2 protein-coding genes are annotated in these 24,017 nt (G+C 64.3%); both read left to right on the forward strand.

Going from position 1 to position 24,017, the window contains the following annotated elements:
• The first annotated feature begins 342 nt into the window (after positions 1-342).
• Positions 343-21,393: a non-ribosomal peptide synthase/polyketide synthase gene (locus ACODSO_RS18405; protein ID WP_489038216.1), complete on the forward strand. Its 21,051-nt coding sequence runs from the start codon at positions 343-345 to the stop codon at positions 21,391-21,393.
• A gap of 125 nt (positions 21,394-21,518) precedes the next feature.
• Positions 21,519-24,017: amino acid adenylation domain-containing protein (locus tag ACODSO_RS18410; RefSeq protein ID WP_489038217.1), on the forward strand; the 2,499-nt coding region annotated here is incomplete at its 3' end.

Raw genomic sequence — 24,017 nt, forward strand, 5'->3', positions numbered from 1 at the left:
GTCAACGCCCCTCGGTGACCTGTAGATTGGACCGGTGCTGATACTGGACGTGGAACGGGGGTGCTCGGCCCAGTCTCGCAGTCCTAGGTCGGCGGTTGACGGCGCCGCGACGTTGCCCGGATGCATCGTGCACATCAGCTGTCTCACCAGGGCCCACGATCGGCGCCTGTAACGATCGAGCCCCCCGACGGGGATGTACCGATGGGTAACTTTGTCCACGCGCGGGGCGGCGAGTCGTTCTGATTGCAAAAAACTATTACATTTGTGTGTTCGGTGCTCGAAGAGCTTCGGTGAAATCGATGTTCGGCGAGGGCGCGTGATTGTGGGAAAGAGAGGATTCGATTGGACCCGCTAGGTTGGGAAGAATCAGCCGAAGGTGCATCTGAAGGCCACGGACTGCCCGAATCGTCCTTTCCGCTCTCTCCCGCACAGCTCGGCATGTGGTTCGCTCAACACGTCGACCCATCGGTACCGGCCAACATTGCCCAGTACGTCGAACTCCGCGGTGATCTCGACCGTGATCTACTCCAGCGGGTCTCGTCGGAGGCCGCGCTCGAAATGCAGTCCGGATTCGTTCGGATCGTCGAGGTGGATGCAGAGCCGAGGCAGTACGTCGACCCGTCCCTCGACGATGCCCTCGGGTACCGCGATCTTCGCGGTGAGGCGGACCCCCGCGCAGTAGCACTCGCGTGGATGCGCGCTGACTACAGTGCGCCGATCGACATCCTGCGTGACCGCCTGATCTCCGCCACAGTCCTTCAACTCGAGGACGATCTGTACTTCTGGTACGAGCGGGTCCATCACGTCGTTCTCGATGGATTCGGCGCGGTGACGTTCATGAACCGTGCAGCCGAGCTGTACACCGCCGCGGTCGAGGGCACGGAGCCCAAGAAGAACATGTCGTCCGACCTGCGCAAGGTCTACGACATCGATGTGTCCTACCGTGACTCGACGCGGTTCGTCACCGACCGCGACTACTGGGCACAGCGGATCGCCGGCATCGATTCGGTGACGAGCCTCGCCGGACGTAGCGCCGCGCCTGCGGCGGTCAGCCAGATCGACTCCACATCTCTGTCTCCTGCCGCTGTGTCCGGTATCGATGCGCTCACCGACGCCACGGACACGACGCTGGCCAGCGTCGTCATCGCCGCATTCGCGGCGTACATGGCGCAGATGACCGGTCGCGAGGACGTCGTCCTGAGCTTGCCGGTGACCGCTCGCACGACCGCGGTGCTTCGGCGCTCGGGTGGAATGGTCTCCAACGTCGTTCCGCTACGACTCGACGTGTCGGCGGAGACCACGGTCGAACAGCTACTCGCACGTATCGGGACCGAGGTCACCGGTGCGCTGCGGCACCAGCGTTATCGCCATGAGGACATCCGACGTGACGCTGGCGGAGCAAGCGGCCAGGCGTCGTTCTTCGGGCCCTGGGTCAACATCATGCTGTTCTTCGGCGAGGTGCGACTCGGCTCGATGGTCGGGGGCATCAACATCCTCTCGACGGGCCTGATCGAGGATTTCGGTCTCAACCTCTATCAGAGTGTCGCGGGCAGCAAGACTCACATCGATTTCGAATCGAACCCGAACCTGTACTCGTCCGAGGAATCGGAGCGGAATCACAACAGATTCGTCGACTTCTTCGATCGGTTCGTCGAGTCGACTCCCGACACTCGCGTGTGGGATCTCGCCCTTGTCACCGAAGACGAACAGAGGCAGGTTCTCCGGTCCTGGAACGACACGGCGCGGGAGCTCGTACCGGCCACGTTGCTGTCCGAATTCCATGCGCGAGTGGACACCGACCCGTCCGCGACGGCGCTGGTGTTCGAGAACCGTTCGCTGTCCTACGGTGAACTCGGCGCGCGAGTCGGTGGCCTTGCCCGAATCCTCATCGACAAAGGCGTCGGGCCCGAGACTCTCGTAGGTTTGTCGATTCGACGGTCGCTGGATCTGGTCGTCGCGATGTACGCAATCGTCGAGGCCGGCGGTGCCTGGGTTCCGATCGATCCAGATCACCCCGCGGATCGCACGGCCTACATCCTCGAATCCGCGCAGCCGCTGTGCGTGCTGACCGTCTCACGCGATGCGGTCGAACTTCCCGCGGGCACAGACGTCGTCGAGGTCGACCTGGTCGACTTCGGGAAGCTGAGGGGGTCACGCGTCGAGGACCGAGAAAGACTGTCCCCGTTGCGGATGGACAACACGGCGTACGTGATCTATACCTCGGGCTCGACCGGCCGCCCCAAGGGCGTGGCGGTCTCGCACGCGGCAATCGACAATCAGCTGCAGTGGATGACCGCCGAATACGGTCTGGAGTCCTCGGACGTCTACCTGCAGAAGACCGCGACGACGTTCGACGTGTCGTTGTGGGGCTTCTTTCTCCCGCTTCGAGTCGGCGCCACGATGGTGCTCGCGACTCCGGACGGCCATCGTGACTCGATCTATGTCGCGGACAAGATCGCCGAGTACGGCGTCACCGTCACCGACTTCGTGCCGTCGATGTTGTCCGTCTTCGTGGCCAACGCGCCTGCCGGGACATGTGGTTCTCTTCGGCACGTGTTCGTCATCGGTGAGGCGCTGCCGGCGGAAACAGCCGCAGCGTTCCGTGATCTCTCCCGTGCAGGTCTACACAACCTGTACGGTCCGACCGAGGCTGCCGTGTCGGTCACGTACTACGAGAGTGGAATTGCGGATCTCAAGACCGTTCCGATCGGCGTACCGGAGTGGAACACCCGAACGTTCGTCCTGGACGGGAGACTGCGCCCGACGCCGATCGGCGAGGCAGGCGAGCTCTACCTCGCCGGTGTTCAATTGGCGCGCGGTTACGTCGGGCGTCCCGATCTGAGCTCGGATCGCTTCGTTGCCAACCCATTCGGGTCGGCGGGGGAGCGAATGTACCGCACAGGCGACCTCGTCAAGTGGCGCGCCGACGGCACGATCGATTACATCGGCCGTACTGATTTCCAGGTCAAGTTCCGCGGCCAGCGCATCGAACTCGGCGAGATCGAGACGGTTCTTCTTGCGCACGAGTCGATTTCCCAGGCCGTTGCACTCGTCATTCCCACCGCGACCGGTGAACAATTGGTCGCCTACGTCGTGCCGGCGCCGGGTACCGCGATCGACGCTGCGCAGGCGGTGGAGTTCGCCGGACGGTCACTGCCTTCGTACATGGTCCCGGCCTCGATCATGGTGCTGGACGCACTTCCGCTCAACACGAGCGGCAAGCTCGACCGCAAGGCCCTGCCCGAGCCGGTGTTCACCAGTGTCAAGACGTACCGAGCGCCACAGAGCCATGCCGAATACGTGGTCGCGGGCGTGTTCGAGGACGTCTTGGGTGCTACCCACGTCGGTCTCGACGAGGACTTCTTCGAGCTCGGCGGAAACTCGCTGATTGCAACACAACTCGTTACCCGTGTCGGGTCGGCGCTCGGTATCCGACTGGGCGTACGCGAGTTGTTCGAGGCGCCGACCGTCGGCGCTCTCGCTGCTCGTGCGGAATCGGCGTCGGTCGTCGGCAACGACGCCCCCGTGCTCGAGGCGCGTGATCGGCCCGACCGGATTCCGCTCTCGCCCGCTCAGCAGCGGATGTGGTTTCTCAACCGGTTCGATCCGTCGACCGCGGTGTACAACCTACCGTTCACTGTTCGTCTGACCGGCAAGCTGAATGTCGAGGCGCTGTCGGCCGCATTCGCCGACGTCGTGCGCAGGCACGAATCGCTTCGCACCATCTATCCCGAGGTCGACGGCTCGCCGGAGCAGGTCGTACTCGACCCTGCCCGCGTTCCCACGGACATAGTGCCCACGCGGATCGCTCGCGAGAACTTGTCCCGGCATCTCGGTGAGCTCGTGGGCAAGGGCTTCGATGTCACCGTCGACGCGCCGTTCCGTACCGCGATTTTCGAGATCTCGCCGACCGAGCACGAGTTCGCGATGGTGCTCCACCACATCGCCGCCGACGGTGCGTCGTTCGGTCCACTCGCCCGCGATGTGCTCGTCGCGTATTCCTCACGCGCGGACGGTCGTGAGCCGGACTGGTCGCCGCTGAGCGTGCAATACGCCGACTACGCGCTGTGGCAGCGAGCGGTACTCGGACCGGAATCGGACCCGACATCGCTGTCCGCGCGCGAAATCCGGTACTGGAGCGCCACACTCGAAGATCTACCCGATCAGCTGACGCTGCCGTTCAGTCGTCCGCGTCCTACAGTCTCGTCCAACTCCGGGGCCAAGCTGCGCGTCGAGCTGCCCGCGGAGCTGCACTCGTCGCTTGCCGGACTTGCACGTGCGAACAGTGCCTCGCTGTTCATGGTGATGCAGTCCGCGTACGCGATCCTGCTCGCGAGGCTCAGTGGCACCACCGACATCGCCATCGGTGCGCCCGTCGCCGGGCGCGGGGAGCCTGCACTCGACGACCTCGTCGGAATGTTCGTCAACACTCTCGTCCTCCGTACCGAGGTCGATCCCGGGGACTCGTTCGAAACCCTGGTCGGTCATGTTCGGGATACAGACTTGTCCGCATTCGCACACGCGGGCGTCCCGTTCGAGCGGTTGGTGGAAGTCCTCAATCCGGCGCGCTCGACGTCACGTCATCCGCTGTTCCAGGTCGCGCTCTCGCTCGAATCGGCAATGTCTCGCGAACTCGACGTGGGCGGATTGCGTGCGGTAGCAGACGAATTCGACGTCCCGATCGCCAAGTTCGACCTACAGCTGTGGTTGACCGAGCACCACGACGACAACGGCAGGCCCGCCGGTATCGTGGCGGTCTTCGAGTACGCCACCGATCTGTTCGACGCCGAACTCGTCGCCAGTTTCGCAACGAGATTCACGGCGATCCTGAACTCGGTCACCGCTGATCCTCGACTGCCGGTCGGGGACGTGCAGATCATCGAGGCGGATGAGTATCGGTCCGTTGCATCGGAATGGAACGTTTCGGGTGTCGACGTCTCCGAACCCACGACCCTGGTGAACCTCTTCGGCGACGCGGCACGCGCCCACCCGTCGAACGTTGCGGTGACGTTCGGCGACAGCTCGCTGACCTACGCAGAATTGGACTCTCGGACCAATCGACTTGCGCGTCTGTTGATCTCGCACGGGGTGGGGCCGGAGACGCTGGTCGCCGTTGCACTGCCTCGTTCGATCGAGTTGGTCGTCGCGCTTCTCGCTGTCGTCAAAGCCGGCGGGGGATACCTTCCACTCGATCCGAACTATCCCGTCGATCGCATGGAATTCATGCTCGAGGACGCTCGCCCGATCAGCATTCTGTACTCGGGCGCAGCTGGCGTCGAATTGCCGGCGGACGTCGAAAAGCTTTGTGGTGCAAGATCGCTCGATCTCGATGGGGTGGATCTCGAGGCGTACTCCGGCGTGCCGATCGCCGACGCCGACCGGCGTGGTCCCCTCGGACCCGACAATGTCGCCTACGTTATCTACACCTCGGGCTCGACCGGCCGACCCAAGGGCGTTCTGGTCTCGCACCGCAACGTGGTGCGGCTGTTCGCGAACACCACCGAGGTGTATCGATTCGGTGCGGACGACGTGTGGACGATGTTCCACTCCTACGCGTTCGACTTCTCGGTCTGGGAGCTGTGGGGTCCACTGCTGTACGGCGGACGACTCGTGGTGGTGGACTACTTCACCTCGCGTACGCCCGAGGCGTTCCACCAATTGTTGGTCGACGAGCAGGTCACTGTTCTCAACCAAACGCCGTCGGCGTTCTATCAGCTGTCCGAGGCGGATCGGACCGCCGTGCACGCCGCCAGCGTCGACCCCGGGTCCAATGGTGAGGTCTCACATCTCGACGGTGAGATCGGACAGTCCGACGCTCTTGCCTTGAGATATGTGATCTTCGGGGGCGAGGCGCTCGAACCGCGCCGCCTCGCGGGGTGGTTCGACCGGCATGGCGATGCGCAGCCTCAGCTGGTCAATATGTACGGCATCACCGAGACGACCGTGCACGTGTCGTATCAATACTTGACGGAGGCCGCTCTCGCCGCGACTTCGGCTTCGGTCGTGGGTAAGCCGATTGCAGGTCTTCGCGTGTACGTCCTCGATGCGCGCCTGCATCCCGTGCCTATCGGTGTCCCGGGCGAGCTCTATGTCGCCGGTGGCCAGCTTGCACGGGGTTACCTCGGCAGGCAGGACTTGACGTCGGTTCGATTCGTTGCCGATCCGTTCGGTTCGGGCGACGGGCACTCGTTGCTCTACCGCACCGGTGACGTCGCACAGTGGAACGCGGCCGGTGAGTTGGAGTACTTGGGACGCTCGGACGACCAGGTGAAGATTCGTGGGTTCCGAATCGAGCTCGGGGAGATCGAAGCCGTTGTCACCGCCCAGGACTCGGTCACTCAGGCCGCCGTCATCGTCCGCGAGGACATGCCGGGCACGGCTCGGCTGGTGGCCTACGTCGTGGGTGAGAACTCGAACGGCGGTGCCACGAACGGCAGTGTCACGAAGGGCGGTGTCACGAAGGGCGGTGCCTCGGTCGATGTGGATGCGCTGCGCGCCAACGTGGCCGAGCAGTTGCCGGAGTACATGGTGCCATCGGCATTCGTGGTTCTGGACTCCATCCCGCTGACTGTCAACGGAAAGCTCGATCGTCGGGCGCTGCCTGCACCGGTGTTCGAGGTACGCGAGTTCCGTGCGCCGACGACTCCGATCGAGGAGATCGTCGCCGAAGTGTTCGCCGAGGTGCTCGGGGTCGAGCGGGTCGGTCTCGACGACGATTTCTTCGAGCTGGGCGGCAACTCGCTGATCGCAACCCAGGTCGTTTCTCGGCTGGGCGTGGCGCTGGATGCCAGCGTTCCCGTGCGCATGCTCTTCGAGGCATCCACCGTCGCGCTCCTGGCAGTGCGGGTGGAACAAGCAGCAGGCGAGGGCGGTCGCACCGCGCTCGTCGCCGCTGCACGGCCCGAGCACATCCCCTTGTCCCTTGCGCAGCAACGGATGTGGTTCCTCAACCGGTTCGACCGCGATTCGACGGCGTACAACATCCCGTTCGCGCTGCGACTGACCGGCGAGTTGGATGTGGCGGCGCTGCAGGTTGCCATCATGGACGTCATCGACCGCCACGAGTCGTTGCGGACCGTCTACCCGGACACCGCCGAGGGTCCACGACAGTGCATTCTCGACGCCGCCCAGACCGTTCCGAATCTGACTCCGATTCTGACGTCGGCTGCGGACATCCAGCGGCAGGTATTCGCGCTGGCCTCCACCACGTTCGACGTGACCGTGAACGTTCCCATCCAGGCCCGGTTGTTCGAGATAGGACCACGTGAACACGTGGTTGCGATGGTTGTTCACCACATCTCGGCGGACGGTTGGTCGATGGGCCCGCTCGCCCGCGACATCATGATCGCCTACGCGGCTCGGACGGAGTGGGAGCATCCCAACTGGTTGCCACTGGCCGTCCAGTACGCCGACTACAGCCTGTGGCAGCGTTCTGTTCTCGGCTCGGAGGACGAGTCGGCCTCGCTCATTTCGAGCCAGGTCGAGTACTGGGCCGACATCCTCGCTGGACTCCCGGATCAACTCGACCTGCCGACCGACCGACCGCGGCCGAGCCGTCAGTCGTACAAGGGTTCGTCCATCCGGTTCGAGATCCCAGCGGAGATCCACCGTGAGCTGTCGGTCCTGGCGCACGCGCACAACGCGTCCCTCTTCATGGTCGTCCACGGTGCTCTTGCCGTCCTCCTTGCCAGGCTGTCCGGGACGGACGACATCGCCATCGGAACGCCGGTGGCAGGTCGCGGCGATGCCGCACTCGACGATTTGGTCGGGATGTTCGTCAACACTCTGGTGCTGCGCACCGACATCGATGCGTCGAGATCGTTCTCGGAGCAGATCGGTCGAGCGCGGGAAGTGGCGCTCGGTGCGTTCGGTCATGCGGATCTGCCGTTCGAACGCCTCGTCGAGGTACTCAATCCGGCACGTTCCCAGGCTCGCCACCCACTGTTCCAGGTAATGCTGTCGTTCGAGAATCTCACCCGGACACACGTCGAACTTCCCGGTCTTTCGGTCGACAGTGTCGCGCTCGACGCCGAGGTCGCCAAGTTCGACCTGCAGCTCAACGTCACCGAGTCGATCGGTGTCGACGGGCGTGGGCAAGGAATGTCCGCCGAATTGACTTATGCGATAGACCTTTTCGATTCGGAGACCGTCCGTAGCTTCGCATCTCGATTCGTTCGGGTGCTCGAAGCGGTCGTCAGGGATTCTTCGGTCGCGGTGGGCGATATCGATCTGCTCGACATCGGCGAGCGCGAGCGCGTCGTGTCGACGTGGAACCGTACGCAGCACGATCTCGCCCCGGGTCGCACGCTGGTCGACCTCTTCGATCGTCAGGTCTCGGCCACTCCCGACGCGAAGGCAGTGGTCTACGAAGGCGAGAGATTCACGTACTCGGATTTCGATACCCGAGTCAACCGTCTTGCACGGCATCTGATCTCGATCGGGGTCGGTCCGGACATGCTGGTGGGTCTCGCGATCGGCCGCAGCCTGGAACTGCTGGTCGGAATGTACGCCATCGTCAAAGCAGGCGCCGGGTACGTGCCGATCGATCCGACACAGCCGGCCGAGCGCAACGAGTACATCGTGTCGACCGCGTCGCCGGTCTGCGTGTTGTCCACCACGCGTGATCATCTCGAACTCGCCGACATCGAGGTCATCGACATCGATGTGCTGAATGTGGACGAGTACTCGAGCGCGCCCGTCGTCGACAGTGACCGAGTGTCTCCGCTGCGTGAATGGAACACGGCGTACGTGATCTTCACGTCCGGTTCGACCGGACGACCCAAGGGTGTCGCGGTCGCGCATTCGGCCATCGTCAACCGGCTGCTGTGGATGCAGAACGAGTATCCGATCGGCGCCGACGACGTAGTGCTGCAAAAGACTCCGTCGACGTTCGACGTGTCGGTCTGGGAGTTCTTCTGGGCTCTGCAGACCGGGGCGTCCGTAGTCGTCGCAGTGCCCGACGGCCACCGCGACGCCGTCTACCTACTCGAACTCGTCCAGCGCGAACGTGTGTCGGTCGCGCACTTCGTGCCGTCGATGTTGGCGGTATTCGTCCCGGAGGTCGAGGTCCGCCGCGCAGCCGGAAGTTCGTTGCGTCTCGTCTTCGCATCGGGGGAAGCACTGGCCCCGACGACGGCACAGGCGCTGCGTCGAGCACTGCCGAGGGTCTCCCTGCACAACCTGTACGGCCCCACCGAAGCCGCCGTCGATGTCACCTACCACCGGGTGAGCGACGTCGACACCGTGGTGATGCCGATCGGCGCGCCTGTGTGGAACACGTCGGTGTTCGTGCTCGACGCTCGTCTGTCGCCAGTGCCGGTCGGTGTTGCAGGTGAGCTGTATCTCGCGGGTGCTCAACTGGCCCGCGGATACATTGGACGGCCCGACCTGTCTGCCGACCGATTCGTCGCAGACCCGTTCGCGCAGAACGGAAGTCGGATGTATCGCACCGGCGACGTCGTGCGGTGGAATCGTGCGGGCGAACTCGAATACCTCGGCCGGAGCGATTCACAGGTCAAACTCAGAGGTTTGCGAATCGAGCTCGGCGAGATCGAGACGGTTCTGCTCGAGAATGCGCAGATCCAGCAGGCAGCTGTGCTGGTGCGCGGCGAGCAGTTGGTCGCCTATGTGGTCGTCGCGCCCGAGACCGATCTACGACCCGTGCGGGCCGCGTTGGCACAGCGACTGGCCGAGTACATGGTGCCGTCGGTGTTCGTGCCGATGACGGAGTTTCCGCTGGGCGCGACCGGCAAGTTGGACCGCCGCGCGCTGCCCGATCCGGTACACGTCCAACGCGAGTACCGCGAACCCGTCACGCAGACGGAGCAGACGGTCGCCCGCGTGTTCGCCGAGGTTCTCGACGCCACCGAGGTCGGGCTCGACGACGACTTCTTCGAGCTCGGCGGAAACTCGTTGATTGCAACGCGGGTCGTGACGCGACTGGGTGCGGCCCTCGATGCGGAAATCGGCGTGCGTTCGCTCTTCGAGAATCCGTCGGTCGCCGCACTGGCTCAGGCGCTTGCCGAGAGGGCGGGCGCCGGCCGACGTAAGCCGTTGGTTCCGCAGGTGCGCCCCGAGTTGGTTCCCCTGTCGCTTGCCCAGCAGCGAATGTGGTTCCTCAACAGGTTCGATACGGCCTCCGGGGTCAACAACATTCCTGTTGCCGTTCGACTGTCCGGTCTGCTCGACCGGCAAGCACTCAACGTGGCCGTTGCCGACGTGCTGGATCGGCACGAGTCCCTGCGAACTGTCTTCCCCGAGGTCGACGGCTCGGGGCACCAGTTGGTGCTGCCGACGAGTCAGGTCATCCCGGATCTCGCGCCGATCGAGATCTCCGGAGGAGACATCTTCTCGGTTCTGGAAGAGGTTGCGACGACGGGCTTCGACGTCACCGTCGAACTGCCCCTTCGCGCGCGCTTGTTCGAGATCAGCCCGACCGAGCACATTTTGGTACTCGTCGTCCATCACATCTCCACGGACGGCTATTCGATGGGCCCGCTGACTCGAGATGTGATGACCGCGTATGTCGCGCGATCCGAAGGGGTGCAACCAAACTGGTTGCCGCTGCCGGTTCAGTACGCCGACTACAGCCTGTGGCAGCGTGACATGCTCGGGCACGAAGACGACCCGGACTCCCTGCTGGCTCGTCAACAGGACTACTGGAAGACAACTCTCGCCGGGATACCTGCGCACTTGGACCTGCCGGTGGATCACCCGAGACCTGCCGTCGCAACCAATCGCGGCGCCGGAGTGACTTTCGATGTCGACCAGGACACTGTGAACGTCTTGACCGACGTCGCGCATCGCCACAGCTCGTCGTTGTTCATGGTGATGCACTCGGCCTTCGCGGTCCTGCTGGCCCGCATGTCGGGAACCGACGACATCGTGATCGGTACCCCGGTAGCCGGGCGCGGTGAGTCGGCGCTCGACGATCTGATCGGCATGTTCGTCAACACGCTCGTTCTTCGGACCCCGGTCGACGGGCGCGCGCGTTTCGAAGATGTGCTCGCGCGCACTCGCACGACTGACCTCGCGGCCTTCGCCAACGCCGATGTTCCGTTCGAGCGGCTCGTCGAGGTGCTCAACCCAGCTCGCTCGCAGGCTCGCCACCCACTGTTCCAGGTGATGCTGTCGTTCCAGAACATGGAGCGAACCAATCTGGAGCTGCCAGGACTGTCGGTTTCGATGGTCGATTTCGCAACCAAGGGGTCGAAGTTCGACCTTCAGTTGACGATGAGTCAGAAGGTCGACGAGCACGGGGTCGGCGCTGGGTTGTCCTGTCTCTTCACCTACGCGACCGATCTTTTCGAGGAGCCCACCGTCGAGGCGCTCGCGGACAGGTTCCAGCGCATCGTGCAGGCGGTCGGTTCCGATCCGGCAATTATCGTCGGCGACATCGATTTTCACGATCCCGACGAGTACGAGCGACTGGTACGGTCGGTCAACGACACCGACCACGACCTCGACGACAGGCACACCTTGGTGTCGCTCTTCGACGCTCAGGTTGCACGCACGCCGGACGCGCCTGCGCTGGTTCTCGCATCGGAGACCGAAGAACCGTCCTCTGTTCTGAGTTACGCGGAATTCGACGCACGAGCCAACTCCTTGGCTCGGTGCTTGATAGACAGGGGAGTCGGGCCGGAGTCCACGGTCGCGCTGGTCGCACGACGCTCGTTCGAGCTGTTGATCGGCATGTATGCGATCGTCAAGACCGGGGCAGCGTACGTCCCCATCGATCCCGACCAGCCTTCCGCACGCAACGAACACGTGCTGTCGACCGCACAACCGTCCATCGTCCTCGCCACTGCCGACATCGCCGAGTCGTTGGTGTCGGATGCCCCGATCTGCGTGTTCGACCGGCTGGATCTGAGCGATGTACCGTCGACGCCGATCACGGATGCGGACAGGACTTCGCCGCTGCGACCGGATAACCCGGCTTACCTCATCTTCACCTCGGGCTCGACCGGCAAGCCGAAGGGCGTCTCGGTCAGCCACCGCGCGATCGTGAATCAAATGCTGTGGCGACAGGATGTCTACCCACTGTCCGACGCCGACGTGTTGATTCAGAAGACACCGGCGACCTTCGACGTGTCGGTGTGGGAGTTCTTCTGGGGGTTGGAGAACGGTGCCTCACTGGTCATCGCGCCCCATGACGCGCACCGTGATCCGAGCCGGATCACCCGCATCATCGAGCGGGAACAGGTGACGCTGGCGCACTTCGTTCCCTCTGTGCTGTCGGTGTACGTCACCGACGTCGACACCGAAGCGTGCCGTTCGCTACGGCTGCTGTTCGTCGGCGGCGAGGCGCTGACGCCGTCTACGGTGAACCGAGTACGGCGTGTGTTCCCCGGAGCTGAGCTGCACGACCTGTACGGACCCGCCGAGACGGCCGTGGATGTCACCTATCACGCTGTCACGGAGGCTGATTCCGCGCACGTGCCCATCGGTGTGCCGCTGTGGAACACCCAGGTGTACGTGTTGGACAAGCGGATGCACCCGGTGCCCGCGGGCGTCCTGGGAGAGTTGTACGTCGGTGGTGTTCAGCTCGCTCGGGGTTACGCGAACCGAACGGACTTGACGGCCGAACGATTCGTGGCGAATCCATTCGGAGAGAAGGGGACTCGTCTCTACCGTACCGGTGACCTCGTGCGGTGGAACCCTGCCGGTGAGCTGGAGTACGTCGGACGCAGCGACTTTCAGGTCAAGCTTCGTGGTCAGCGCGTCGAACTCGGTGAGATCGAGTCCAGTCTTCGCACCGCAGGCGAGAACGTCGACCATTCGGTCGTCGTTGTTCACTCCGACGCGCGAGCAGGCGATCGGCTCGTTGCCTATGTCGTACCGACGCCAGGCCGATCCATCGATTCTGCTGCGCTGCGTTCGGCACTGAAGGCGTCGTTGCCGTCGTACATGGTCCCGTCCGCGTTCGTGACGCTGGACTTCCTGCCGCTCAATGCCAGTGGCAAGCTCGACCGCCACGCCCTGCCGGTACCCAGCATCGACGTCGCGCAGTTCCGTTCGCCCGTCACGCCGATCGAGGAGATCGTCGCGCAGGTGTTCGCGGACGTTCTCGGCACCGAGAGGGTCGGTCTCGACGACGATTTCTTCGAGCTGGGCGGAAACTCGCTCGTCGCAATGCAGCTGGTGTCGAGGCTCGGTGCCGCGCTCGAGACGAGCGTCGGTGTTCGCGAGCTGTTCGAGAATTCGGCTGTCGGTGCGCTGGCCGCCAGTGTCGAACGGAAGGCCGGAACAGGTGGTCGTGCCAAGCTCGGGCCGCAGGTCCGTCCGGCGCGGATCCCGCTGTCCCTTGCGCAGCAACGGATGTGGTTCCTCAACCGGTTCGACACCGAGTCGGCCGTCAACAACATCCCTGCGGCAATCAGGCTCACCGGCGCCCTCGATGTGGATGCGCTCACGGCAGCGGTGAGCGATCTGCTGAGCCGTCACGAGTCGCTCCGTACGGTCTACCCCGACGACGACGGATCCGGATATCAGAAGATCCTGGCCGTCGGTGATGTCGCGCTCGATCTGGCACCGGTGCTCGTCCACGCGGACGAACTGCCGGCGAAGATGTACGAGCTGGCCGCCACCGGCTTCGACGTCACACTGCAGGTCCCGTTCCGAGCCCGTCTCTTCCGTGTCTCGGCGGATGAGCACGTACTGATGTTCGTGGCACACCACATCGCCGCGGACGGATTCTCGATGTCTCCGCTGGCGCGGGACGTGATGACCGCATACGTGTCCCGCACGGAAGGACAAGAACCCGGTTGGCCGATGCTCGACGTCCAGTACGCGGACTTCGCCATCTGGCAGCGAGAGGTACTCGGGTCCGAATCCGATCCGGGATCGCTGCTCGCGCAGCAGGAGTCGTACTGGCGCGATGTCCTCGCGGAATTGCCGGACGAGGTGACATTGCCGTCCGATCGGCCGCGTGGCGAGGTTGCCTCGGGTCGAGGCGACGTAGTGTCCTTCGAGGTGACCGCTGCCGTTCACCGACAGTTGTCGACGCTGGCGCGTGAGAACAATGCGTCCTTGTTCATGGTCGTCCACAGCGCGGTCGCGGTACTGCTCGCCCGCATGGCGGCGACCGAGGACGTTGTCGTCGGCACACCGATCGCAGGTCGCGGAGATGCCGCACTCGACGACGTGATCGGCATGTTCGTCAACACGTTGGTCCTGCGCACCGATGTGGACGCTTCGGCAAAGTTCAGCGAACTGCTCGCGACATCGCGTGATGTGGATCTGGCTGCGTTCGCGCACTCCGACATTCCGTTCGAGCGACTGGTCGAGGTGCTCAATCCCGAGCGCTCACAGGCCCGCCACCCGCTGGTCCAGGTGCTGCTCGCGTTTCAGAACATCCGTCGGACCGAGTTCGAACTACCCGGCCTGACCGTGGCACCGGTGGACGTCGACGCTGCGACCGCCCGCGCGGATCTGCAGCTGACGGTCACCGAAGCGGTCGCAGTCGACGGGGCGCTCGATGGCCTGCAGGTGTTCTGGACCTACGCCACCGATCTCTACGACCGACGCACCGTCGAAGAGTTCGGAGCGCGATTGCTGCGCGTTCTCGACGCGGTCGTCGACGATGCGGACGTGGTGATCGGCGAGATCGATCTACTCGGTTCCGAGGAACGAACATTGGTGACGTCGACCTGGGCAGGCGTCGACGGGGTTGCCGCAGACGCGACCCTCGCCGAACTGTTCGGGCGTCGGGTCGAGCGTTCGCCGGAGTCGACAGCGGTGGTGTTCGGTGCCGAACGATTGAGCTACCGGGAACTCGACGAGCGCTCCAATCGTCTTGCACGTCATATGATGTCGACGGGCGTCGGCCCGGAGTCCCTGGTCGCTGTGGCATTGCCGCGATCGGTGGATCTGGTCGTCACATTGTTGGCCGTGATCAAGTCCGGCGGCGGTTACGTACCGGTGGATCCGACGAACCCTGCCGATCGCATCGCGTACGTACTCGAGGACTCTGCGCCCACTGCACTGGTGACCTGGTCGGGCCGCGAGTTCACCGCGCCCCACGAACTCGACAGCGTCGACGTCGACCTCATCGACCTGTCGGGGCACGAGTCGTCGCCGATCGACGACGCCGAGCGGAGTCGTCCGCTGCGTCCGTCCGACGTTGCGTACGTCATCTACACGTCGGGTTCGACCGGCCGCCCCAAGGGCGTCATGGTTCCGCACGTCGCAGTGGCGCGTCTCATGGCCAACACCGACGGGCTGTTCGAGTTCGACAGCAACGACGTATGGACGCTGTTCCACTCGTACGCATTCGATTTCTCGGTGTGGGAGCTATGGGGCCCACTGCTTCACGGTGGCACGCTCGTCGTCGTGGACTACTTCACCTCGCGATCGCCGGAATCGTTCCGCGAGTTGTTGATTCGTGAGAATGTGACAGTCCTCAACCAGACGCCGTCGGCGTTCTACCAACTGGCGGAGGTGGACCGAGTCGCACCCGCCGACGGACAGAATCTGCAGCTTCGGTACGTGATCTTCGGCGGTGAGGCACTCGAACTGCGGCGGTTGTCGGACTGGTTCGCTCGGCGCGGCGATCGTTCTCCGGAACTGGTCAACATGTACGGGATCACCGAGACCACCGTGCACGTGTCGCACCGCCGAATCGACGAAGAACTGGTGTCGAGCGCTACGGGTTCCGTCGTGGGCGGCGCGATCCCGGGACTTCGTGTCTACGTGCTGGACGAACGACTCCAGCCGGTTCCAGTCGGTGTGTCCGGCGAAATGTACGTTGCGGGCGGCACGTTGGCCCGCGGATACCTCGGTCGAACGGACTTGACAGCAACTCGCTTCGTTGCCAACCCGTTCTCGGGAACCCAGGCGCACTCCGGCGGTTCGCTGATGTATCGGACCGGAGACGTCGCGCGTCGAACCATCGACGGAGATCTCGAGTTCGTCGGCCGCGCCGATGATCAGGTCAAGATCCGAGGCTTCCGAATCGAGCTCGGCGAGATCGAGTCCGCAGTACTCGCCGACGACTCGGTGGGACAGGTGGCTGTCGTGGTCCGCTCCGATCGACACGACACGCTCCAGTTGGTCGCCTACGTCGTTCCCGTGTCCGGGGGGACCATCGACGCTGCGGACCTACGGTCCTCGGTCGCGGCAGCGCTGCCGGAATACATGATTCCGTCGGCCTTCGTGGTCGTGCCCGAAATTCCATTGACCGTCAACGGCAAGCTCGATCGTCGCGCGTTGCCGGAACCGGTGTTCGAGGTGCGCGAGTTCCGTGCGCCGGCCACTCCGATCGAAGAGATCGTGGCGGAGATCTTCGCCGATCTGCTCGACGTCGAACGCATCGGTGCCGACGACGACTTCTTCGAGCTCGGCGGTAATTCACTGATCGCGACCAGAGTGGTGGCCCGCATCGGCGCTGCGGTCGGCGCCTCGGTGCCGGTCCGTGCCCTGTTCGAGGCCCGTACCGTAGCGAAACTCGCCGTCGAGGTCGAGCGGGCCGACGGAGAAGCCCGGGTCGCGTTGGTTGCTCGAGCGCGGCCGATCGAGATCCCACTGTCGTTGTCGCAGCGTCGAATGTGGTTCCTCAACCGGTTCGATCCCACGTCCACGGCGTACCTCGTCCCGTTCGCACTTCGGCTCTCCGGCGACCTGGACGTCGCCGCCCTCGGTGCGGCCGTCGCAGATCTCGTCGCACGCCACGAGTCGATGCGAACCGTGTACCCGGAGACCGAGAACGGACCGGTGCAGCACATACTGCGCCCGTCGCAGGCACTCCCCGAACTGTCGGTCACGGAGGTGGCTTCGGAAGCCGTCCCCGAGAAGATCGCATCGCTCGCCTCGACACAGTTCGACGTTACGACCGAGGTACCGATTCGAATCGAGCTCTACCGGACCGGTGCGGACGAACACGTGCTCGCGATGGTCGCGCACCACATCAGCGTCGACGGGGTGTCGGTCGCTCCGCTGGCTCGCGACCTGATGACGGCGTACGCCGCTCGGACCACGGGCGCCGAGCCGGGATGGGCTCCGTTGCCGGTGCAGTACGCCGACTTCAGCCTCTGGCAGCGCGACATGCTCGGCTCCGAAGACGACGCGGACTCGACGGCGTCTCGGCAGCTCGGGTATTGGACCGAAGCACTGGCAGACGTCCCGGACGAGCTGACACTTCCGTCCGATCGCACGCGGCCGGCCACCCAGTCGTTCGTAGGTGGCAGTGTCGAATTCGAGATCGACGCAGAACTGCACGGACGGCTTCGCGATCTGGCGCGGTCGCGGGGCGGCACCTTGTTCATGGCGGTGCACGCGGCGTTCGCAGGACTGCTTGCCAGGCTCTCCGGTACCGCGGACATCGCGGTCGGCACGCCCATTGCGGGCCGCGGCGACCGCGCTCTGGACGATCTGATCGGAATGTTCGTCAACACTCTGGTGCTGCGTACACAGGTGGACGGCGCCTTGCCGTTCACCGAACTCGTCGATCGCGCGCGTGAGGTCGACCTGGGCGCGTTCGCCAACGCGGACGTTCCGTTCGAGCGGTTGGTCGAGGTTCTCAACCCCGTGCGTTCGACTGCTCGGCATCCGCTGTTCCAGGTCGGGTTCTCGTTCCAGAATCAGGGGATCACGGACCTGGCACTCCCGGGTCTCGACATTGCTGCGATGGAGATCGAGTCCGGCGTTGCACAGTTCGATCTGCACCTGATCGTGGTCGATCGTTACGACGACAACGGGACACCCGCGGGCATGTCGGCCGAGTTCACCTACGCCACAGACCTGTTCGACCACGCGACGGTCGAGAAGATCGCACACCGTTTCGTCCACTTCCTCGACACCGTCGTGGAACGGCCCGAAACGCCGGTCGGCGACGTCGAGCTGCTCAGCAGCGCCGAGAGGGCCCTTCTCGTCGAATCTGCGAACGCGACGGATCATCCCGTCGACCGTGACGCCACTTTGGTTTCGCTGTTCGACGAGCAGGTCGCGAGCCTCCCCGACTCGATTGCTCTGGTCGAGGGCGATCGACGATGGACCTACCGCGAATTCGATGCGCGCGTCAACGCAGTGGCGCGCTACCTGATCGGCCGCGGAGTCGGACCGGAAACACGGACGGCATTGGCGATTCGCCGCAGCGCGGATCTGGTCGTCGCGATGTTCGCTGTCGCGAAGACCGGTGGCGCGTACGTGCCTGTGGACCCGGACCAGCCGCTCGAGCGGATCGAGTACATTCTCGACGCCGCCGAGCCGATATTGCTGCTGTCCACCGAGCGCGACCGAGAAGCGTTCTCCGACCGGTCGCCCGCGGACACTCCCGTGGTGAACATCGACAGCCTCGACGCGTCGTCGTACGCGAGCTCAACGATCACCGACTCGGAGCGAACTGCGCCACTGCGCACCGACAACTGTGCCTACGTGATCTTCACCTCGGGATCGACGGGCCGACCCAAGGGCGTCGCCGTGAGCCATGCGGCAATCGTCAATCAGTTGACGTGGAAGCGTGCCGAGTTCGATCTCGGAGCTGCCGATTCGGTTCTGCTCAAGACTGCAGCGACGTTCGACCTGTCGGTGTGGGAGTTCTGGTCCGCTCCGACTTCGGGCGCGACGCTCGTCATAGCCGGGCCCGACGACCATCGTGATCCGGCGCGACTTGCCGACATCATTCGGCGCGAGTCGATCACGACGCTCCACGTTGTGCCGTCGATGCTGACCGCCTTGATGGTGGACGGAGACAACACTGTTCCGTCGTCGTTGGCGCGAGTACTGGCCATCGGCGAGGCGCTTCCGGGTGATACCGCTCGACGATTCGTCGAGAACAACGACGCCGAATTGTTCAACCTGTACGGCCCCACCGAAGCTGCGGTATCGGTGACGTCGCATCGAGTGACCTCCGACGAAAGTGCGAGCGTTCCGATCGGTCGACCGGAGTGGAACACCCAGGTGTACGTACTCGATTCCCGCCTGCATCCCGTCCCGGCAGGCACCACCGGTGAGCTCTACCTTGCCGGCGGACAGTTGGCTCGCGGCTACCTGGGCCGCCCGGACCTGACCGCCGAACGATTCGTCGCAGATCCGTTCGATCCGAACGGTGGAAGGCTGTACCGCTCGGGCGACCTTGCGTACTGGAACGCGGACGACGAGCTGGTCTTCTCGGGTCGTTCCGATTTCCAGGTCAAGATCAGGGGCTTCCGGATCGAGCTCGGTGAGATCGAAGCAGCGATGCGAGCGCTGGACTTGCTCGCCGACGCGGTGGTGATCTCGTACTCGGATCCGCACACCGGTGATCGATTGGTGGGCTACTTGGTTCCCTCCGCGTCGGCGACCGTCGACATCGAGGATGTGCGAACGGCGTTGAGCTCGTCGTTGCCGTCGTACATGGTCCCGTCCGACTTCGTCGTCCTGGCGGCGTTGCCGCTCAACGCCAACGGCAAACTCGATCGAGTCGCGCTCCCCGCTCCAGTGTTCGAGGCTTCGGAGTTCCGTGCCCCGACCAATCCGATCGAGGAGATCGTGGCCCGCGTGTACTGCGAGCTGCTCGGTGTAGCTCGGGTGGGACTGGACGACGACTTCTTCGCGCTTGGTGGTAACTCGCTGGTGGCAACGCAGCTCGTCGCACGCCTCGGTGTTGCATTGGACGCGTCGATCTCGGTTCGTTCGGTGTTCGAGGCGCCGAAGGTCGGCGCGCTTGCGGCTCGGGTGGAGTCGTACGTCGGACAGGGTGCACGCATTCCACTCGTCGCACGGACGCGTCCGGAATCCGTTCCGCTGTCTTTGGCGCAGCAGCGCATGTGGACCCTCAACCAGGTGGATCCAGGCTCGGATGCCTACAACATTCCGGTGGCCATTCGACTCACCGGCGCCTTGGACGTCGCCGCTCTGCGAGCCGCAGTGGGTGACCTCTTCCGCAGGCACGAGATCCTGCGCACTCGGTACCCGGACACCGCGCACGGGCCCATCCAATCCGTCGTCTCGATGTCGGAGGCACTTCCCGCGCTCGAACTACGCGAGATCTCGGCCACCGACGTGCCTGCCGCCGTAGGTGAGGTCGTCACCGCTGGCTTCGATGTCGCGAACGCAGTTCCGGTACGCGCCGAGCTGTTTTCCATCACCGAGGCCACCGGATCGGAGTTCGTGCTCGTCTTCGTCGCCCATCACATCAGCGCCGACGGATTCTCCATGCGTCCGTTGATCAGAGATGTGATGACCGCGTACGTCGCACGCACAGCAGGTGACGCGCCGCAGTGGACGGAACTACCCGTGCAGTACGCGGATTACTCGCTGTGGCAGCGTGAGGTACTCGGATCCGAGGGCGACGCCGACAGTGTGCTGTCCAGTCAGATCGCGTACTGGTCCGATGCACTGGCAGGCACTCCCGAACGACTGGCGCTGCCGACCGACTTCCCGCGACCGGCCCGGGCGTCCATGCGTGGTGGGCGCATCGAGTTCGGTGTCGCGCCCGACATCGCGGCGAGGGTGCAGAAGACTGCTCGCGAGCACAATGCGACGGTCTTCATGGTGGTGCACAGCGCACTGGCGGTTCTGCTGTCGAAGCTGAGCGGCGAACAGGACATCACCGTCGGTACCCCGGTCGCCGGTCGAGGCGATGCCGCACTCGACGACCTCGTCGGCATGTTCGTCAACACGCTGGTACTTCGGACCTCGGTCACGCCGAGCACGACCTTCGCGGATCTGTTGACTCAGGTCCGGGAGAAGGACCTCGCTGCGTTCGGCAACGCCGATGTGCCGTTCGAACGGGTTGTGGAGGTGGTCGGACACAAGCGCTCGGCCGCGTACAGCCCGCTGTTCCAGGTCATGCTCACCTTCCAGAACCTCGCGACCGGCACCTTCGCGCTGCCGGATCTGGAGGTCTCCGCGTTGGAGAGCGGTCTGGAGCAGGCCAAGGTCGACCTGCAGTTGACAGCGACGGAACGCTTCGACGACTCGGGCGATCTCATCGGAATCGACGCCGTGTTCAACTACGCCACGGCATTGTTCGAGCCTGCGACGATCGAACTGTTCGCGCAGCGGTTCGTCCGTCTTCTCGATCTGCTGACGTCGGATCCGGGCAGCATCATCCGCGGCGTCGACATGCGTTCGGAGGCCGAGCGTGCACAGCCCGCGCCGAAGCCGAAGACGATCGACGACCTGCCCGAATTGGTGTCGGCGGCAGCCGTCGTTGCCGCGTCGACCGTCGCGGTCTCGTTCGGCGACAAGAGCGTGACGTTCGGCGAGCTCGACGAGAAGCTGTCGGCCGTGTCCGCGTCGACCGGTGGCGCGCTCAAGCCCGAGGCAGTGCTGTCGGTTGCACTGACCGGCCTGTTGCCGGGCATCTTGCCTGCCCTCGGTGCCGACGGCTTCGCCGCGACCGTTGCCTCATTGATCGAGGAAGCACAGGCCCTGGTGGCCGAGCCGGGAGGAGCCGGTGCCTCCATGCAGTGACCTACATACGCTCGATCGTGAACGTGGAGTCGAAGCCGGTTCGAGTCGCAGCGTTTCGTAGTGTGTCTCGTGTACGCGATGCATTTCGGCGCGTAGCGCGGCGGTAAGTAGGAGGAACACTGAAGATGTCGAATGGCCGGCCGAACACTCGGAGCCAGGGCGCTGCTGGCGGCGTAACCGTGGACGAACTTCCGGGCGTGATCGCCGCAGTGGTCGATGCTGCGCCTGATCGCATCGCGTTGACCCATGGCGAGACGGCTGTGAGCTACACGGCTCTGCACGCCGAACTGGCCGCACTCGAAGCAGCCATGGGAGGTGCACTCGGAACCGAGGCTCTCGTCACCGTCGTGCTGTCGAACGTTGTTCCGGGCGCGCTCGAATCGGTTGGGCTCGCAGGCATCGTCGACACGATAGTCGCCGACGCGTCCGAGGTGTTGGGAGATCTCACCCCAGCAGGCCCACCGACGCTCGTGTCCCGTTTCGAGGAACAGGTCGCCCGTACCCCGGACGCGATCGCCCTCGAGTTCGACGGACGATCGCTGACGTATGCAGAATTCGACGCGCGTGCCAATCGGCTCGCCCGACACCTCGTGTCGATGGGGATCGGCCCCGAGTCTCTCGTCGGGCTCGGTATTCGACGGTCACTCGACCTTCTCGTCGGCATGTACGCGATCGTGAAGTCCGGCGCGGCATACGTTCCTCTCGATCCCGATCACCCGGCAGACCGCCTCGCCTACGTACTCGACGTCGCACAGCCCGCAGCGGTACTCGGACTGTCCACGCAGCCACTCGATCTTCCCGCCGAGGTCGAGGTGCTGTCGATCGACCTGCTCGACCTGGGCGATCTGGAGGCGACGCCACTCACCGACGACGACCGTGTCCGGACACTTACCGACGACGCACTGGCTTACGTCATCTTCACCTCCGGGTCTACCGGACGCCCCAAGGGAGTGGCGGTAACCCACCGCGCGATCGTCAGCAACGTGCAGTGGCGTCAGGACGAGTACACCCTGACCCCGGACGACGTGGTGTTGCAGAAGACCCCGTTCACGTTCGACGTGTCGGTGTGGGAGTTCTTCTGGCCGTTGCAGATCGGGGCGCGCCTCGTCGTCGCGGCACACGACGGCCATCGTGATCCCGCGTATCTCGCCCGGGTCATGACAGAACGCAACGTGACGGTTGCGCACTTCGTCCCGTCGATGCTCGCGGTGTTCGTCGCCGAACCGTCGATCCGTGAAATCCGAACTCTGCGCTACGTGTTCGCGTCCGGTGAGGCTCTGCCTGCCCAGACCACGACACGATTCCATGCCGTCAGCTCCGCCGAACTGCACAACCTGTACGGCCCGACCGAAGCCGCTGTCGACGTCACCTACTACGAGACCGCTGCGGTGGAGTCGGGATCGGTGCCGATCGGCCGGGCCGTGGTCGACACGCGGCTGTACGTGTTGGACGACGGCCTACGTCCGGTGACTTCGGGCGCCGAGGGAGAGCTCTATCTTGCGGGCGTGCAGCTGGCGCGCGGGTACGTGGCTCGACCGGACCTCACCGCGGATCGCTTCGTGGCGGATCCGTTCGAGGCAGGACAGCGCATGTACCGGACCGGCGACCTCGTGCGGTGGGTTCCGCGCGCAGACGTCGAGATGTTGGAATACGTGGGACGCACCGACTTTCAGGTGAAGCTTCGCGGTCTGCGCATCGAACTCGGTGAGATCGAGACGGCAATTCTCGAACACGAATCGGTCTCGCAGGCGGTAGCTCTCGTTCACGCGGACGCGACGCTCGGCGACGTTCTCGTCGCATACGTGGTACCTGCGGCGGGTGCGGACATCGAGCAGAAGAGTCTCGCCGAGGTCGTGGCGTCTCGGCTACCCGAGTACATGGTCCCCGCGTTGTTCGTCGCGGTCGCGGAGTTCCCCCTCGGTTCGAGCGGCAAGCTCGACCGAAAAGCGCTGCCGGCACCCGATTTCTCGTCACTGGCGAACGAATACCGAGAACCGTCCACCGAGACCGAGCTGGCGCTGGCATCCGTGTTCGGTGAGGTGCTCGGTTCCGAGACAATCGGCGCCGACGACGACTTCTTCGCGATCGGCGGTAACTCGCTGATCGCCACCCGGGTCATCTCTCGCATCAATGCGCGTTTCGACATCCGCACCGACGTCCGTGACTTCTTCGACGCGCCGACTGTTGCCGGACTTGCAGTACTCGTCGACAAGGCAGTCGCGCAGGGCGAGGGAGGCGCGGCGCCACTGGTGCCGCAGGAGCGGCCGGAGATCATTCCGTTGTCGCTTGCGCAGCAGCGTATGTGGTTCTTGAACAGGTTCGACACTGCGTCTGCGGTGAACAACATTCCGGTGGCGATCAGGCTGACGGGGCAGCTCGATGTGTCGGCGCTCAATCTTGCTGTTCGCGATGTTCTCGTCCGGCACGAGTCCGTGCGAACGATCTATCCCGAAATCGACGGCGTCGGATCGCAATTGGTCCTCGACGCCGACGCGGTCGCCCCGACGTTGTCGGCCGAGCCGGTATCGGAAGCCGACGTGCTCGGCCGTGTCGTCGAATTCGTTTCTGTCGGTTTCGATGTGACTGCGGAGGTGCCGTTTCGGGCTGGTTTGTTCGAGGTGGTG

It is taken from the genome of Rhodococcus sp. FG69 (genome assembly GCF_057808915.1).